The organism is Microcoleus sp. S13_B4, from assembly GCF_036700885.1.
Classification (GTDB): Bacteria; Cyanobacteriota; Cyanobacteriia; order Cyanobacteriales; family Microcoleaceae; genus Microcoleus.
This window is the reverse complement of record NZ_JAUBPU010000064.1, coordinates 16191-33829: the sequence shown is the minus strand read 5'-3', so window position 1 is coordinate 33829 and position 17639 is coordinate 16191. Positions and strand designations below refer to the sequence as shown.

The window sequence follows — 17639 nt, the reverse complement described above, 5'->3', positions numbered from 1 at the left end:
ATGAATTACGCACTTGATTTAGCTAAATACTTAATCTTATCATGTTTTAGGTTGAAATTAAGATGCGTTTACCCTGGGTAGCTTCAGCTTTAACGTGATTGCGCTGAGTTTTAAAAGTCTTGAGAGTTTGCACCGGTTCTGTGGCCCAACAGTCGGCCGAAGCATCGAAGTTCCAAGTCTCGGAAGCATCTAAGACGGGAAGTTTTTTGATGAATGCTTGCAAATCGGCTAACTGCTTTTCAATGAATAGCAAATAGCTGACAGGAACTTGGCTCAAAAGCACATTTCCGTCTACAGTTACGTCCGCGCGAGCGCTACAGTTGGTCCAATCTTTGGTTGCGGTTACGTCGAAGAGTTTGGTTAAAACTTCAGTCGTTTTGCGGATAATCTCTTCTGCTTTGACTTCAACTTTTTTGGACTCGGGCGGCAGTTGTTCGCCTTCTTCGTCTTTGGGACGGTAAGTGCGGGAGATTCCAGAAAGCACAGCGGGCTTCTGGAGAGCTTTTTGAGCTTCTGCCAGTTCTTGAACCGAGCGGCTTTTGATGCCTTTTTCGATCGCAATAATCTGATTTAAGCGTGCCATTGTTCGATTTTATTGACGCTGAACTCATATCAAGCCGGGTTAATACTGATAATCAAATTGTTTGTCCTGTGGCTTTTAGGGCTTTGAGAACTTCAGTCCTCAGTACAAACCTCACGATCGTTCTTTAACCAGACTTGTTCATTTTGTAGTATTACATACTTCAATATAAATTACAAGCTTTCTTTTCTAGGCGCAGTGCCAAGAGAACCCGACGCTACCCGTGCCCAGCAATTTATCTCTTAAAAAATCGGCAAAATCTCTAGCGTCGCTGCCAAAGTGTAGCAAATATAACTCTTTGTCAGCGCTCCAACTACCTCTTGAGATAGATGCGGAAATCCCTCCCAGGGCGCGTTGTCATATCGGGAAATATTTCTTAACATATAGATAACAAAGGGAATCCGAGGAGACACCAAAAATCCTTAAGCCCTTGGGGTGCCCCGGTTAATCAGACTTTTCGCAAACAAGGGCTAAATCAATGAACAAGTCGCAAAACTCCGAAGTTTCAGCATTTTTGCCCATGCTCCAAAAAGGCATTTGGCTGTTTGGGATTCTCTCTTGGATATTCGGGCTGACAGATAGAACTATTGCACTATTATCTGACGGATATTTGTCGGCGATCGATATTGTCCAGCTATTTACAGCATCCTTTTTCTTCATTAGCTGGCTGTTGTTAAGCCCGTTTTTGGGTCTTAACTCCCAGAGTCAGCCGAAGGAAGAAGCATCTTCCTAGTTTTTAATTGGTAATGTTAGTTTCTCGATCGCTCTTTGTTTCTTCTGGGGCAAAGCGGGCCGGCCAAATGCGATCGCAAAAAAACAAAGTTCCCGCCGTCACGCACAGCGGAATCGCCAACAGATTCAACAGCGGAATGCTCACCAAACCCAAACAAACCACACCAAAACTCCCGCTGGCCGGCAAACTCGCCCAAATTATCTCCAACTTCTCCTGAAAAGGTCGCCTCCGCCTCTCTAAAGGTGCATCTAAAAAGTCCAAACAGACAATAGTCGCGCCCAAAGCTACGCCACCCAAACTGCTAAGAATAGAGCCGACACCAGGGAGAAAATTTAGTAGCAGCAGCGGTATACCGACGCTCAACAAAATTTGTAATTTTCGCAGTTCAAAGGCGATCGCCCTTTGAATATCCCCAAAACTACTCGCCAAATTCATTGGTGCTTCTGCGGGCAATTGACCGTTCCGCAGGAGTTCCAATTGCTCGGAAAGTTTGCCGTACCAGGGCGAACCTAAAATCACGCCAAACTGCACTAACAAAAATCCAATTATTAGCAAAAGTCCTGACACTAGGAGCACGCGCAGCAGCCAGCCAAAAGCAACTGTTAACACGCCGAGAAAGCTCAGCCAAGCTGGAAAACTCGCAATTAGAGTATTAAATCGGACGGACAAATCGGCAACCCAAACGTCTATCCCTGCCAAACTGGGAAATAGCAAGCTTAAATAAAGACCAATACCAATTATCAAATTTAGCACCACGGGAACTAATACATAAGTCCACAGCTTGGGAGTTTGCAAAATCAGCGTGAAAGCTCGCAAAGGATAGGTGAAACCTGCCAGGAGTCCAATTGGTGCGGTAATGGCGGCGTGGGCGGGGTTTGAATTGAGCTGTTTTGACATATTTTCTGCTTTTGAGGACTCGACTCTATTTTCTATTCTCCACTTTCCATTATTATTGCTGATGAGGATTTATCGCAGGTAGCCCAAAAGTGAAGCTTTTTATTTACCATACCCCGGAACTTACGCCAGCCGACAAAATGCCGGCTTGCGCGATCGCAGTTGATGTGCTGCGGGCGACTACGACAATGGCAACGGCCCTGAATAATGGCGCGGAAGCTGTCCAAGTTTTCAGCGACTTAAATAAGCTAATGGCCGAGAGCGAAAAATGGCCTGCAGATAAGCGGATTCGCGCCGGAGAGCGCGGCGGCGGCAAAGTTGACGGATTTGACATGGGGAATTCCCCCCTCGACTGCACGCCAGAAAAGGTGACTGGGAAGCGAATTTTTATCAGCACAACTAACGGTACTCGGGCTTTGGAGAGAGTGCAAGCTGCTGCAACTGTGTTAACGGCGGCTTTGATTAACCGCAAATCTGTGGTGCAGTTTTTGTTAAATAAACAGCCGGAAACTATTTGGATTGTGGGTTCTGGTTGGGAAGGAAGTTATTCGTTGGAAGATACGGTTTGTGCTGGTGCGATCGCCCAAAGTCTGCTAGCAGAAAGCGGTATTCCTGCGAGCGATTTTGCTGGGAACGATGAAGTATTTGGGGCTATTGCTCTTTATTTGCACTGGCAAGATCGGTTGCACGAATTGTTGGAAAGAGCTAGCCACGGTCAGCGCCTCCTCGGTTTAGGTGTTATTGAAGATTTAAAATATTGCGCGCAAACGGATACTTTAGATGTGCTGCCTATGCAGCGAGAACCGGGAGTTTTGGTTAAGTCGGATTTTAAAATTCCTCAAGCTAATTTCTGGGATCAATCTTCGGAAAAAACGGCGAATTAAATTTTTCTGCGAGTGCAGTATTAGTAAGGTGCGCCTAGGCGCACCCTACGGAAATTAGCAGGTAGTTAGTGAACAATATTTTTTTAAGCAAGTAGAATTAAACATACTTGGTAGGGACAAAACATAGTTTTGTGCCTAGTCTATTGTCGGCAATTGAGAATTGCTGCCTTCACCGCCGAAGCGCTGAATTAAACACTCGGCAATTCTGGCTGCTGCACCGGGTTCTCCCATGCGCCGCCAGCCATTTTCAGCGATTAGCTGCAACCTGTCGGGGTCGCGGAGCAAAGACTGCACCGCGCCGGCAACTTCGGCGGGATGTTTGACTAAGATTAATGACGGGCCTAACAGGCGACTTTGAGCTTCTGCAAAGGCGGGAGTAAATTGCGGGCCGTTTCCGGGAATGGCGATCGCGGGTTTTCCTAAACCTACAAATTGTTCTGTAGCTGTTCCTGCCATTGCTATTGCTAAATCTGCTTCGTACAAACAATCGTTAAAACTTTGCTGAGTCAAAATCATTGTGGCGTTTCTCTGCACAAATGTCAGCGGTAATAGCAAATTAGGAGATTCTTGCTGAATTTCTTGAGCGCTAGAAACAGGAGGTCGCAAAATACTTCCTTCTCGCCGCTGCGTTCTAGTTTCGCCTTGTTGTCGCCACCCAAAAAATTCTAAACTAGGTCGCAAAGCTTCTAGATTTAACTGAGGGGAAATCGCTCCGAAAAATAACAATTTGCGATCGGCAAACAGCGACAAAATTCCGGCTACAGCCTCTATTATTAGCAGCCAATTAGCATAGGCTTCCGGCGCTCTAGAACCGGGGAGTAAGGTGATGACGAGCGATCGCGACCTTTCCCGAAACTCTGCGTCAGGGCCGTAAAAACCGGCGGGGTTTTCCGGTTCGAGTCCGTCCATCATCGGATTTCCGAGATTGTAAGCGGGAATTCCCAGCTTTTGTAAAGTCTCGGCGGTTAGGGCGTCCCTAGCAAAAACGGCCCGACAGCGCGATCGAGTCATCAACCAGCGCTCCCAAGGCAAATAAACCGATCGCGGGCAACCCCACCAACCAAAGACCCTGGATTTGCGAGCCAGAGGCCCGTCCTCGTCCCGCAAATAATACTCGGACTTGGCAGTACCGACAAAGGCATAGGGCACGCCGCCCAGCCAAGCAAACAGCAGCGGTACAATATCCCCGCAGGCTAAAATAACGCCGTCTTGATTCCCTGACTGTTGTTGCGATCGCACCCAAGCGCGGATGGCTTTAAACTGAGCTAGGGTCAACTGAAGCAGCCCGCCTTTGACATCGCGCAAAAATTCCCTTCCGTCCATGTAAATAAAGCCGCCCGAAGGCATCCGCTGCACCGGGCCGATGATGCGGGCGTTTTCTAGTTGAGCGAAAGCTTGCCCTTCGCCCACTAGCGGAAACACGGCTAATTCTGGAGGATGCGGGTGCTGTTGTAGTTCCTGCAAGATGCGAAGGGCGATCGCGTCTTCTCCGTGGCCGTTACTGAGGCAAAGTAATTTCAATCCCAACTCTCTCAAAAACTGTCTCTGAATATATAGAAGCAAGATTAGCCGCAGGATGCAAGGTGGTATAGCCGGATGTTGAAGTAAGTGGAGCGACGATCGCACGAGGCGGGGACTTTTTGGTAAAATAGCAGATGAAACTCTATTTTATAGGTAAAATTGGATGGTACAAACCCTGCCAAAATCTTTGACACTCCAAGAGTTTCTTAAGTTGCCAGAAACCCAACCAGCCAGCGAGTACATTGACGGTGCAATCCTTCAAAAACCGATGCCTCAAGGAGAACATAGTGTCATTCAAGGCGAGTTGACAAGTGCTGCTAATGCTACTCTCAAACCTCAAAAGGTGGCGCGAGCATTTCCCGAACTACGGTGCATTTTTGGCGGTCGAGCGATCGTTCCAGACGTGACTGTATTCACTTGGGAGCGCATTCCCCGTAAAGAAAATGGTGGTGTGGCAAATGTGTTTGCGATCGCCCCGGATTGGACAATTGAAATCCTCTCCCCCGACCAAAACCAAACTAAAGTTACTAAAAATATTTTACATTGTCTCAAACACGGAACTCAAATGGGTTGGTTAATCGATCCAGAGGAGCAGTCGGTTTTTGTATATCGGCAGACTCAATCAACGGAGGTGTTTGACGAACCGGAACAGTTATTGCCCATGCCATCTTTTGCCAGGGAATGGCAACTGAAAGTAGGAGATTTATTTGGTTGGCTATTAGAGTGAAACAACAGAATATTAGAGTAGAAGAGCATAGCCTTTCTCAGAAATATGAGGTACCCGACTTGCATAAGGCATAGGGCATAGGGCATGGGAACCAATGACTACTGACTGCTGACTACTGACTAATGACTACCGATATATTGCTTTAAAGTATTCCGAATTTGTTTGAGCTGAAATCCCTTAGCAAGTTGGCGCAGCTTCGAGACAAACGGCACTAAATTAGGTTCTAAACTCTCCAGCTTAGCACTCTCCTCAAAAATTTCTTCAATGTCGCCCATAGCTGCGAGTTTCAAAAGTTTTGCTACCGATTCAGAAGCCGCAGGTAACAGAGAAGAATAAGCAGGAAAATCAGAGGCGGGTGACAAACTGGGAGTTTTGCGTTTTTTGTTTTCCGAAGATTCCCCATAAATCCATTCTAGTCCCAAATGCACGCGCAACTGTTCCAAAAAGTGATTTGCTTCGATCGGTTTGGGAAGAAAAGCATCGTACCCTGCGAGGATGGTATCTTGCTGCGTAGCCTCGAAAACGCTAGCTGACATAGCGATTAACACGACATCTTTTACTGCCGGCAACTGCCTCAGTTTTCTTGCAGTTTCTAAGCCATCCATTACAGGCATCCGCAAGTCCATTAAAATCACATCCGGTTGAAATTTAACTGTTTTGCAGAGGCATTCTTGCCCGTTTTGGGCCTCTGCAACCTCAAATCCCAAACGCCGCAGTAGCCTGCATAACAAATCGCGATTTAGTGGATTGTCATCCACGATTAGCACTTTCCGCTTATTGCCGATAAAACCGACAATCCAGCGTTTTTCCTGCAAAGGAGACACCTCCAAGTACCGTTTAGCTGCTGGCAATTCTAAATCCACCCAAAAAGTGCTGCCTTTTCCCAAAGTGCTGTGGACGCGAATTTCGGTACCCATTAGTTTCGCTAATTTTTGGCTAATCGAGAGTCCGAGACCTGTACCTTCAACAAATGTATTGCCTCCTACTTGGTGGAAAGGCAAAAATATTTCTTCTAACTTGCTTCGCTCTATTCCAGTGCCGGTATCCTCCACTTGAAAGCGGATTTTTAAAGCGTGTTTTGCTGCGATAGGATTGTGGGCAAAGCGCATATAATTTTCTTTGAGTTCCGAACTCAAAGTCGAGAGTTCATAATTTTCTCCTTGCCCTAGACTCCAGGCCCCGGTGCCGACATAGCCGACTTTGAAAGTCACACCGCCGCTGTTAGTAAATTTAACGGCATTGCTGAGTAAATTTATGAGAATTTGGCGCAATCTTTTTGGATCTACACGAACGCAGCTAGGCAGGGGAGAGACTTGTTCATAATGGAATAAAATTTCTTTTTGAGAGGCCCGCATCTGAAAGAGATCAGCAATGTTTTTCGTGAAATTTAGAAAATTCAACTCTTCCGGGTAGAGTTCCATTTTTCTAGCTTCAATTTTGGAAAGATCTAAAACATCGTCGATTAACATCAGCAGGTGTTGACCGCACTGTTGAATATTGCTGAGACTTTCTTGGTGATCTGAGTTTAAGTCTTTGTCGGTTTTGAGGATTTGAGCGTAACCTAAAACGCCGTTTAAAGGCGTGCGTAGTTCGTGGCTCATATTGGCAAGAAATTCGCTTTTGGCGCGGTTGGCGCTTTCTGCGACTAATGCGGCTTGTTGGAGGGCAGATTCTGCAAGTTTGCGATCGGCAATTTCGGTTTGTGCTTGTTGAAATAGCGTGGATTGCTGGATCGCGATCGCCAATTGCACGCACAATTGCCGGAGGGATTCTATTTCTGAGGAATCCCAGGGACGGGGGCCCGTGCAATCCTGGGCGATTAGCAGTCCCCAGAGGTTATTTTCTGCAGTCTGTTCGGTCTGGGAAATGCTTTCTCGTGCTTTTAAAATCGGCACTATTAAGTTAGCTTTTACTTCAAATCCTTCGAGAAACTTCATGTGACATTCCGTCAGATTTTCCCGGTAAATATCTTCCATAGCTCGAATAGAGCCTTGCTGGTAAATCTCAACAAATCTCTCTTTAAAACAGCCGTCAATATTGGTAAAGTCTCGCAGCGAAATTCGATTGTGTGCCACGGATTCCACAACTACAACGCCGCTCCAGTCGGAATTAAAGCGGTAAATAACTGTGCGGTCTGTTTGCAAAAATTGCCGCACTTGTTCGACAGCAGCGGTGAGGATTTCTTCTAAATTGAGGGAGGAGCGAATGCGATCGAGCATGGCAACTACCAGCCGTTCTCGCCTTAATTGCTGCAACAGCGCTATCTCGGCTTGTTTGCGTTCGGTGATGTCGGTAATTACTCCCACTAACCCGATTAAATGACCACTTTCATCTTTAATGCCGTCGGCGCGAAATAAAGTTGTTACCAGTTCGTTGTTTTTAGTGTTGATTTTGAGTTCGCCTTGCCAAGATTTGCCTTTACGGATCGTTTTAAACATTTCTAGCAGCACTTTAGTTTGGGGGTAAATTGCTGTTAATCCGCCTGCTGTGTTTAGTTCTTCTGCGGTGTAGCCGTACTGTTGAACAAAGGCTTGATTGTGGTAGAGCGATCGCCCTGTCAAGTCAGCAATGCCGATCGCATCGCTGGTGCTTTCTACCGCTTGAGTAACTCGCAGCAAATCTAATTCTGCTTGTTTGCGATCGCTAATATCAGTAATAGTGCCGATATAGCCTTTAATTTCCTGCTTGTCTCCGATTTCTGCAATTGCCTGACCGATCACCCAAATTACACGACCGTCTGAACGCTGAAAGCGGTATTCTGATTTAAAAGGAATTTTCTCAATAATTGCTTGATGCCATTCATTTTTTACCCGCTCCGTATCATCGGGATGTAGGGCATTCATCCAGCCATTTTGGGCGGCTAATTCTGGGTTTAATCCCGTGATTTCGCTCCACCGTTGATTCACATAAAGGCAATTTCCCAAGGTGTCTGTATGGAATATGCAAACTGGCGATGCTTCTGCTAAAGTTTGGTAGCGACGCTGGCTCGCTCGCAGGGCTGATTCTACCTGTTTTCTATTAGTGATATCACGGACTATAGAAATGATTTCGCCACCGACCAGCCTTGTCAGCGACAATTCTTGAGGGAACTTAGTACCGTCCCGGCGCTGACCGCTCGCTTCTATATTGCAGTACCCTTTTTGCATGAGCATCGGCATTATTTGTAGTTCAAAAAATAGATTTTCTGCTTTGCTGTAGAGCATTTTCCATTTCTTCCCGTACAGTTCGCTAGTGCTAGCCAAGCCGTACATTTTGAGATAAGCGTCGTTGGAATAAATACATTCTTTATTAGTATTAAAAATGGCGATTCCGTCATACGCAGCGGCCATTGCTACTGCTTGTCGCTGGAGTTGGGACTCTGCTTGTTTGCGAGAGGTAATGTCGTGCCCGACTGAGTAGATTAAACTTTCTTCACTAAATGGCGAGGATGTCCACAGGAAGCATTTGTAAGAACCATCTTTGCAGAGATAGCGGTTTTCAAAGGAGATACTGGAGGTACCTGCTATTAGTTTGGCTCCTTCGGCTGCGGTAGCTTTTCGATCGTCTGGATGAACAAATTCGATCATCGGCTTGGCAAAAAGCTCAGCACTACTGTAGCCTAGAACCGTTGACCAAGCAGGGTTAAATCGTCTAAAATAGCCATCAAAGCCTACAATACAAAGCAAGTCTAAGGAGATGGTAAAAAAGTGATCGCGCTCTGTTTGGGCTTGCTTTAATTCAGTGATATCCATCACTAAACCGTCCCAGAGAATATCGCCTTCGCTGCCAGATTTGCTTTCATTATTCAGCCTTTCGGGTCTCGCCGCTCCTTGCAGCCACTTAACTTTTCCCGATGGCAAAGTCTGTCGCCACTGCTGCTGCCAAGGTTCCAAGGTAGCGGCAGAAATTTTGATCGATGATTCTAAATCTAAGAAATCGTCTGCGTGAATTCCGCGGAAAATCAGTTCCGCATTTTGCTCGATTGCTTCTGCTTCTAATTCGTACAGTTGGCGGCTGCCTGAAGAGACGTAGGGGAAAGACATTTTTCCAGTTGCTGACCTTCGTAATTGATAAATTGTTCCCGGTATGTTAGCTACCAATTTTTGAAAGCGAGCTTCGCTTTGTTCCAGGGCTTTTTGTTGCTGTCTGTATTCCGTAAAATCTCTAATTGTACCCACTATTACTTTACTGCCGTCTGCTATTTTGAAGACGCTTTTTTTTGTAGAAATTATGTGTTCTCTCCCGGCAGTGTCTGTAAATTTTTCTTCTGTTTCCAAGCAGACACCCGTTCTCAATACTTCTTCATCTTTTGTCCAAAAAACAGCAGCCTCTGATTTGGGAAAAAAGTCATAATCTGATTTACCGAGCAGTTCTTGCCGCGATTTCCCTACAAACTGACAAAAAGCATCATTTAATATCATCCAGCGGTGTTGCTCGTCTTTGACAAAAATGGGGTCGGGCGTAGCATTTATGGTGTGGTTTAAAAAATTTTCTGACGCTTTCAGTTTGGCTTCGTAGCGGTAGCGATCGCTCACGTCCAACACTACTTCGATGATCCGGTCGATAGACCCGTCCAGGCGGCGGATGCAGCGCAGGGAAACTCGCGTGTAAACTATTTCGCCGTCTTTTTTGAGCCACCTTTTGTCTAAGATGTAACCCTCGCTCCTACCTGCTAACATTTGAGAAAAATTTTCACAATTAGCCTCCAAATCCTCTGGATGAGTCAACTCTAGCCAATTCTTTTGCACGAGTTCGTAGCGCTCATAGCCCAGCAAATTGCACAGGGCATCGTTAACTTCTATCCAGTGGCAATTTAGAGGAATTTCCCTGTCAATAATTGGAGCGATGATGGCAATGCCGATCAGGGAATTTTCCACCACCGAGCGATATTTTTCTTCACTTTTTCGCAAAGCATCTTGACTGTTCTGGCGTTCTATGGCGTAACGGAGAGATCGAATTAACAGTTCGCTATCTATTTTTCTTTTTACCAAATAATCCTGTACGCCAACCGAAATCAACCGCAGGGCAAGTTCTTCGTCGTTTTGGGCGGTCAGAACTACGATCGGCACATTTACCCCGTACTCTTGTACCCGAGCCACCGTCTCGATTCCCAGACTATCTGGCAGTGAAAGGTCTAATAAAATTATGTCAAAAGTTTCTTGATTCAATCGCTGCTGCGCTTCGCTGAGGCGCTCTACTTTCGTCAGCACTATACGCTGCGCGCCGCCTATTTCTGACAGCAAATCTTCAATCAGCTCAGCTTCATGAGGGTTGTCTTCTACTAACAGAACTTTTAAGCAGATAGGAGGCACAGTTAAGTTAAAAACTGCTTTCATAATATTTATTAATCAATAAAATATTAAAATAACTTTAATTTTACCTTTTATTTTCAGGGCAGTCATTCAATTGCACGCACACATACATCGAGCGTCCGATTCGGGAGGGTAAGCAAGCGCTACAAAATTTTTGTTTAATCATTAAAATTTTATCACGCACCAACTAGACTGTCAACGGAAAATATTTTTTATTATAACTGATTATTTATACCACTTAACAAAAAGAATGCAACTGTAGCCCATCCCCCCACCACGCTCGTCCCATTCCTTCCCAATTCTTTAATGTTTTCATCTGCTTTCTTAAATAGTATTAACTTCTCAATTATATCTTCTAGATGAGGATTTCTCATATAGAAACTATTTAATTTTCCCTCGCTTATAGCTTATACTTTTGACCGAAATTATGTCTCACTTAAGGGAGAGTAAAGAAAAAAGTTGAACCTTGCTCCGGTTCCGATTCCACCCAGATACATCCCCCATGAAGTTCCACAATTTTTTGACAAATTGCTAAACCAATACCTGTCCCCGAATATTCTCTTTGAGTATGCAAGCGCTGGAAAATTTGAAAGATACGTTTTTGATGCTGGGGAGCAATCCCAATTCCATTATCTGAGACAGAAATTAACCAGTTTTCCTCCTGTCTGCAAGCGGTAATATGAACCACAGGCGGTGCATCGTGGCGATATTTAATCGCATTGCCGACTAAATTTTGAAAGAGCTGTACGAGCTGAGAAATATCCCCCATTACCGCTGGTAATTCGCTGTAGGTGACAATGGCTTGAGTCTGGCGGATCGCCCCTTGCAGGTTCGCGAGTGCTTGCTCGACTGCGTAATTGCAATCTGTCAGTTCAAAAGGTTTCCGGCTCCGGCCAACTCGTGAATATTCGAGTAAATCGTCAATTAAAGTTTGCATTCTGGTGCAGCCGTGAACGATATTGCCGATAAACTTACTACCTTGGCTATCGAGTTGATCTTTGTAGCGTTTTTCTAAAAGTTGAGCGTAACTGGCAATGGTTGCTAAAGGCGCTTGCAAGTCATGAGAAGCCACATAAGCAAATTGTTCTAGTTCCGCATTTGAACGCGCCAATTCTTGGTTAGATTTTAATAGAGCCGATTCGGCGCGCTGGCGGTTCGATATCTCTTGTTGGAGTACCAAATTTTGCTCTTGGAGGGCTTTTTCAACGGCGCGACGGGTGCTAATTTCTTGTTGGAGGATTTGGTTTTTTTCCTGAAGAGTTTTTTCTACGGCTAAGCGGCTGGTGATTTCTTCTTGCAACAGCACATTTTGTTCTTTTAGCTGCTTTTGTAAATTCCGCAGGCTGAGGTGACTTTCGATGCGGGCGAGCACTTCTTCAAACTGAAATGGCTTGCTGATATAGTCAACTGCTCCCACAGCAAATGCGTTTACTTTGTCGAAAACTTCATCCTTAGCGCTGATAAAAATAACCGGAATTTCGCGAGTTTTAGGCTCTAATTTCAAGTGCTGACAAACTTCATAACCGTTCATTTCCGGCATCATTATGTCGAGCAAAATTAAATCAGGTGGATTAGAATTGCAGGCTCTCAAAGCCATTTTTCCGTTAATCACGCAGCGGGGGGTGTACCCCCTCTGAGTCAACATGGTAGACAACAGACGCAGGTTTTCTGCAGTATCGTCTACTACTAAAATGTTTCCTAACGGCGTCCCTGGTTGCTGATTGTTCATTGATTATTTCCCAGTTCCTGTTTTCTTCACAAAAAATGTTGGCAGCTATTTTATTTAGGACTTACGGAAAACACCCGGTTTCTAGTAGGAATATTGGGTAAATAAAACGATAAATCCGGTCCTAAACCGGGTGTTTAGCCGTTTGTTCACAAGCAAGTCCAGTTATTGTTCGTTTACAAACCCTCAAATCCCCAGCAGCAGAGTCAAAGCATTATTGTTCCAAGTCAATCCTTTGTCTAAAACTTTAAATCCCGCGACTTTGCACATAGATTCTAAAGCAGTAGCTGTAGGTAGCCACCAACAAGGCGCAAAATCGTTCATGTCAAAAACTGCTTTCTCAGTTATCCCTATAAGTTGGTTATTGTTGATGTATGGTCGCCAATAAGCTGTTAAAATAGCTCGTTCTGCGTCGTCCAAAGCGGGAACAAACATTACTCCCGAAGCGGGAATTTGATAGCGTCCCAACTCATTTTCTATCACTTCTTGAGTAATAGCTGAAGTGAAAATTAAATGCTCGCGAGTTATCTGACGCAAAGCAACTAAAATCTGCAACGGATGCGGGTGATGGTACAAAACTCCTGCACAGTGAACTACATCGTAAGGCTCGCCAATGTCTGTAAGCTGAATCTGAGTGATATCTTGATTGATACAGTGATAATTAGCAATATTTAAACTTGTCATGCGATCGTGAAAATCTTGCCACCACTGGAGGGATGCCGGCATGGCATCAATCATTGTCAGAGAAACTGCACCGTATTTGCTAGCTACAGATACTTTTTCGCTGACAGTTCCCCACAAGCCGCCGACTTCTGCAAAAGTCTTGCCTTTGGCGACTCTGGCGATATAGCGATCGCGAATATCCTTAGCCTCTAACTCTAATAATAGAGTAGATTTCCCTGTTTGACGCTGTTTTTCTAAAATCCCCTCTAATTTTTGGGATATTTCTGGATCTTTTGGTCTAATCTCTAATACCATCAAGTACAACATGATGGCTTCGTTAAGCCGATCGCTCTCAGCCAACTTTTGGGCGATTCCGCAGTAAAATTCAGGAGCGTGCTGCGGCTGCGTTTGGTGGTGATAGTAGCTAGTTGCTACATCTGCATCTACCGGAGTTCTTTTAATGAGAGCCTTACCTAACTTTATGTAAATTTCCGGTAGAGACGGCTCGATTTTAAGCGCACAAAGGTAGGCGGAAACAGCATCGTTCCATGCGTGATTTCCACTCAAAGCATCGCCTAAATTGTAATAAGACCAAGAAATATGGGGATTAAGTTCAATAGCACGTTGGTAAGCGGTAGCTGCGGCTTTCCACTGTTGAGTTTTTAACAGCGCTTCTCCTAAATTGTGGTAAGTCCAAGAGAATTCTGGATTGAGTGCGATCGCCCGCCGATAAGCGAGTGTTGCGGCTTCAAACTTTTGAAGTTTAACTAAAGTCAAAGCTAAGTTATAATGAGACCAAAATAAATCCGCATTTAGTGCGATCGCCCGTTCGTATGCAGCCTCAGCTTCCGACCATCTTTCTAGCTTAACAAGAGCATCTCCTAACTGGTGAAAAGCTGAGAAAAAATTCGCATCTAATTCAGTAGCGCGCTGGTAAGCTGCAACGGATTCTGACCATTGTTCTAATCGATCGCAAGCTGCACCGAGGCTGTAGTAAGATCCAGAAAAATTCGGATTTATTTCAACACTTGTGCGATAACATCTCGCGGCTTCTTGCCATTTTCCTAACTTGAGCATAACGCTGCCTAAGTTGTAGTATGACCAAAAAGAATTGGGATTTAACTCAATACTTTCCCGGTAGGCAGCCTCCGCTTCGCGCCAGAGTTCGCTCGCTTGCAAAACATTGCCTAATTTGTAATAAAACTCTGAAATATCCGGCTGGAGTTGAATTGCTTTGCGGTAGTGAACAATAGCTTCATTCCACTGCTTTAGCTCGCTAGCAGCTTCGGCTATTTTGCAATAAGCTTCACAAAAGCTCGGGTTTAAATAAATCGTGCGGTGGTAACAAACTAGCGCTTTTTCTACCTTGTTTTGGGCAAGCAAAGTATTACCCAAGTCTAGATATTCTTCTGCTATTTCTATTGGTTCCACAAGGAGTGCTTGATACCAACAGTCTGCTGCTTCTTCAGCTTGACCGACTTGGGTAAATATCCGGCTCAAATTACGGTAAAATCCTGCAAAGTTTGGTTGCAGGGAGATGGCTTTTTGGTAACAGGCGATCGCCTCTTGCCAATGTTCCAAAGTAGCGCAGAGAGTGCCGAGGTTAGCAAAAGCTTCGGCAAAATCGGGTTGCAGGGCGATCGCAACTTTATACCAATACCTTGCGTCTTCTAGTTTACCCTGAGCTTGCAGCGCCTTTCCCAAGGTCTTGCAAGTCTCTGCAGAATTGGGTTCAGAGGCCAAAACTTGTTGGCAAAGTGCGATCGCCCGATCGAAGTTGCCTGTAGCTAAATAAAGTTCTGCCTGTTGCTGAAAATTCACCTGCGCTGTTTCAGAATTCATTTTTTATTTTCCTTTTGAGTAATCATTCCATGTAAGATTATATGCTACAAGTTGCCAAACTTCAAGTTTCTGTAAGTAGAGCTAGCGCGCTGAGAATAGTGCTGAATGTCCGCGAGATTAATATAAACTAGACAGTAATAGGTTAACAGCGAGCTAAATAATGTCAACAGTCAATCCCACACCGCTAATCAGCGTAATTATACCTGTATATAATGGATCTCGCTACATCGTGCAAGCGGTAGAAAGCGTCCTAAGTCAAACTTTTAGTAATTTGGAGATTATAGTTGTAGACGATGGCTCGACCGATCGCACGCAGCAAGTATTGCAGCCTTATTTTGACATAATTCGCTACATATATCAGGAAAATCAAGGAGTAGCAGCCGCCAGAAATATTGCTTGCCAACTAGCGCAAGGCAAGTTTTTGGCATTTCTAGATGCCGATGACTATTTCCTACCATCCAAGCTAGAGAAACAACTAGCTTGCTTTGACACTGACCCCGCCTTAGATATGGTGCAAACAGGTTGGGTGATAGTCGATGAAACGGGGCGAGGGATTTCTCCTGTCAAGCCTTGGCAGCAAGCGTCTAAATTAGATTTAGAAAGCTTTATTCTATATAAATGCGTGCGACCGAGTGCGATAATGCTGCGCCGAAAGTGGTGGGAAAAATTGGGCGGTTTCGATTCTCAGTTTCCACTAGCAGAAGATTTAGATTTTGCCTTGCGTTTAGCTTTAAAGGGGTGCAAAGCAGTTTGGTTAGAAGAGACACTTACCTGTTATCGCCAGCACAATTCTAATCTCATGTCAATCGGTTTTGGCGTAATGAAGAATATAGAAATAGTGATGAAAAAATTCTTCGCTCGACCCGATTTGCCTCACTCCATCCGGCAGTTAAAAAACCCAGAACGCTATCAATGCTTAAAGTGGCTGGCATGGCGGATGTATCGCGACGGCTATCTAGCAGAGATGGCTCAGTGTTTAGAAGAGTCATTACAATATACGCCTTTTTCGCCCACAAAAACAGTTTTGAATTGGCTAGAAAGTTTTCAGATGGCTTCGGAAGAATATGGGGAAATTTTTGACGCTTATTCGCTGAGTAAGTTAGCCCAATGGCAAGAGATAATTCTGATGGTGATGACTAATCCACCCCAATCTCAACAGAGTTCTATTCCCACACCTTCAAAAGCGCGATCACACATTCTACTCTACAACACCGACGATCCGGGCGTGGGAGGATTAGCGCAGTATAACCATGCCATTCTCTGTCAGTTAGCCCTATTAGGCTATCGAGTCACTTGCGTGCAAACCAAACATTCTAGCCCCTTGGTTGAGCGAGAACGAGAGTTAGGTATAGAGCACTTGTGGCTGGATTTTAGCGGTCATAAAGATTTACAGCGGGTATTAAGAAATACTGAGGATGCCAAAGAGATTTTTGCTAGTAATAAACCCGATCTGATTATTTTTAGTGATGGTTGGCCATTTTCCAATTTTGCAGCTAAACAGGTAGTTATGGAAATGGGAATACCATACATGATGGTGATCGGGTTAGTTATGCCAGAACACGCAACTTTTGCCTGCGGGGATGTAGTGCCTTATGTAGAAGGAGTGCTCTACCACTGCCTGCAAGCTAGAGCCTTGATTGTTGGCGCTTACGAACATTTGAATTTATTGTGCCAACATTTCAAGTTGCCAAAAGAGCGAGGACAAGTGATTTACTTGGGGCGTTCTCCCAAATATTTTGCACCTCCTAATGCTGCGGCTCGTCAACGCCTGCGACAAGAAATAGACATTCCTGAAGATGCGATTGTCTGTTTCACATCTGCTCGATTGGCCTCGATTAAAGGGCATCGATATCAGATCGAAGCAATCAAGCAGTTGCAGCAGTCTCCTGTGTGGTCTAAACTGTATTTTGTCTGGGCAGGAACGGGTCAGGGAAGCGCTGATAATGTAGAAATAGAATTGAGGGAAACTATTAAAGAGTTAGGGGTGAGCGATCGCATAAAGTTGATCGGACAGCGCTGGGATATCCTAGATTGGCTGGATGCTAGCGACATATTCATTTTGACTTCTCTGGCAGATGCAGCGCCTTCTCTTGCAGTTATGGAAGCGATGGCTAAGGGATTGCCGGTAGTTGCAACGGCTGTGGGCGGCATTCCTGAAGGGCTTGGCGATGCTGGAAAATTGTTGCCCGATCCGAATAGCGATCCAGAGGAAACCGCGAGGGAATTGGCGAAAACTGTAGAAACTTGGGCGATGAATTCAGAATTACGGCATCAAATCGGTCAAGCTTGCAAGCAGCGGGCCGAAAAACTGTTTAAAGAGGAACGGATGTTGGCACAGTCGATGGAGGCGATCGAAAAAGCTTTACTTTGCGACGATCGCCAAACAGATCCATTTGTTACTCAAAAAGAGGTGCAGAGGTCAATGGCGAAAATAGAAAGCCGGGTGCACTACAGCTCTTTAGTGTGGAATGCTTGGCAGGCTTACTGTCAAGAAGATCTAACCGGAATGCAGAAGTGGCTTCAAGAATCTTTGAAGTACACACCTTTTTTGAGTACAGAAACGCTGTTAAACTGGATAGAATATTTTGGCAATTTTTCCTTAGCAGAAGAGCAGTATTTAGATACATTTTCTCTAATTAACTCGGCAGAATGGCAACAATTAGTCGATAACTTACAGGGTATCGAATCTGTGTTTTCTGCACGCTAAAATACCAGATTTACATTTCAAATTCGGATTGCTATCAGCAATAGAATTGCATCTTCCTTCTTCGTTCTTCC

At 44.9% G+C, this 17639-nt stretch carries 10 protein-coding genes; 4 read left to right on the top strand and 6 right to left on the bottom strand.

Annotated elements, in window-relative coordinates:
- Positions 1–46: 46 nt before the first annotated feature.
- Positions 47–583, bottom strand: coding sequence for a DUF7873 family protein (locus QT994_RS23380; protein WP_333178766.1), 537 nt, complete (start codon positions 581–583; stop codon positions 47–49).
- Between the two features lie 475 nt (positions 584–1058).
- Between QT994_RS23380 and QT994_RS23375 the strand changes: the two genes are divergently transcribed.
- Positions 1059–1313, top strand: coding sequence for a hypothetical protein (locus QT994_RS23375; protein ID WP_190657915.1), 255 nt, complete (start codon positions 1059–1061; stop codon positions 1311–1313).
- A gap of 3 nt (positions 1314–1316) precedes the next feature.
- Here the strand turns inward: QT994_RS23375 and QT994_RS23370 are convergent, their stop codons facing one another.
- Entirely contained in the window at positions 1317–2210 is an 894-nt protein-coding gene (locus tag QT994_RS23370; RefSeq protein ID WP_333178761.1) for an EI24 domain-containing protein, read from the bottom strand.
- Between the two features lie 89 nt (positions 2211–2299).
- Between QT994_RS23370 and QT994_RS23365 the strand changes: the two genes are divergently transcribed.
- A complete protein-coding gene (locus tag QT994_RS23365; RefSeq protein ID WP_333044313.1) occupies positions 2300–3091 on the top strand; it encodes a 2-phosphosulfolactate phosphatase family protein in 792 nt (263 codons plus the stop codon).
- Between the two features lie 135 nt (positions 3092–3226).
- On the opposite strand, the gene QT994_RS23360 is transcribed toward QT994_RS23365, so the two are convergent.
- Positions 3227–4612 carry a lipid-A-disaccharide synthase-related protein gene (locus tag QT994_RS23360; protein WP_333178758.1) on the bottom strand — a complete coding sequence of 462 codons (1386 nt, stop codon included), beginning with the start codon at positions 4610–4612 and terminating at the stop codon, positions 3227–3229.
- A 163-nt stretch (positions 4613–4775) separates the two neighbouring features.
- Between QT994_RS23360 and QT994_RS23355 the strand changes: the two genes are divergently transcribed.
- Positions 4776–5339, top strand: coding sequence for a Uma2 family endonuclease (locus QT994_RS23355; RefSeq protein WP_333178755.1), 564 nt, complete (start codon positions 4776–4778; stop codon positions 5337–5339).
- Positions 5340–5458: 119 nt separating this feature from the next.
- Here the strand turns inward: QT994_RS23355 and QT994_RS23350 are convergent, their stop codons facing one another.
- The 3 genes from QT994_RS23350 to QT994_RS23340 all read right to left on the bottom strand — a co-directional run bounded on the left by QT994_RS23350 (position 5459) and on the right by QT994_RS23340 (position 14861).
- Positions 5459–10654, bottom strand: a complete 5196-nt coding sequence (locus QT994_RS23350; RefSeq protein ID WP_333178753.1) for a PAS domain S-box protein — start codon at positions 10652–10654, stop codon at positions 5459–5461.
- 412 nt (positions 10655–11066) lie between these two features.
- Positions 11067–12359: an ATP-binding protein gene (locus QT994_RS23345; protein ID WP_333178750.1), complete on the bottom strand. Its 1293-nt coding sequence runs from the start codon at positions 12357–12359 to the stop codon at positions 11067–11069.
- A 183-nt stretch (positions 12360–12542) separates the two neighbouring features.
- Positions 12543–14861: a tetratricopeptide repeat protein gene (locus QT994_RS23340; protein ID WP_333178747.1), complete on the bottom strand. Its 2319-nt coding sequence runs from the start codon at positions 14859–14861 to the stop codon at positions 12543–12545.
- A 160-nt stretch (positions 14862–15021) separates the two neighbouring features.
- On the opposite strand from QT994_RS23340, the gene QT994_RS23335 reads away from it, so the two are divergent.
- The gene (locus QT994_RS23335) at positions 15022–17568 is read left to right on the top strand and encodes a glycosyltransferase (RefSeq protein ID WP_333178745.1); all 2547 of its coding nucleotides are present in this window, start codon (positions 15022–15024) and stop codon (positions 17566–17568) included.
- The last annotated feature ends 71 nt before the right edge of the window (positions 17569–17639 follow it).

Bases quoted from the DNA above. Each gene is read 5' to 3' on its own strand.
- QT994_RS23380 (WP_333178766.1), bottom strand. From the start codon at position 583: ATGGCACGCTTAAATCAGATTATTGCGATCGAAAAAGGCATCAAAAGC.
- QT994_RS23375 (WP_190657915.1), top strand. From the start codon at position 1,059: ATGAACAAGTCGCAAAACTCCGAAGTTTCAGCATTTTTGCCCATGCTC.
- QT994_RS23370 (WP_333178761.1), bottom strand. From the start codon at position 2,210: ATGTCAAAACAGCTCAATTCAAACCCCGCCCACGCCGCCATTACCGCA.
- QT994_RS23355 (WP_333178755.1), top strand. From the start codon at position 4,776: ATGGTACAAACCCTGCCAAAATCTTTGACACTCCAAGAGTTTCTTAAG.
- QT994_RS23350 (WP_333178753.1), bottom strand. From the start codon at position 10,654: ATGAAAGCAGTTTTTAACTTAACTGTGCCTCCTATCTGCTTAAAAGTT.
- QT994_RS23345 (WP_333178750.1), bottom strand. From the start codon at position 12,359: ATGAACAATCAGCAACCAGGGACGCCGTTAGGAAACATTTTAGTAGTA.
- QT994_RS23340 (WP_333178747.1), bottom strand. From the start codon at position 14,861: ATGAATTCTGAAACAGCGCAGGTGAATTTTCAGCAACAGGCAGAACTT.
- QT994_RS23335 (WP_333178745.1), top strand. From the start codon at position 15,022: ATGTCAACAGTCAATCCCACACCGCTAATCAGCGTAATTATACCTGTA.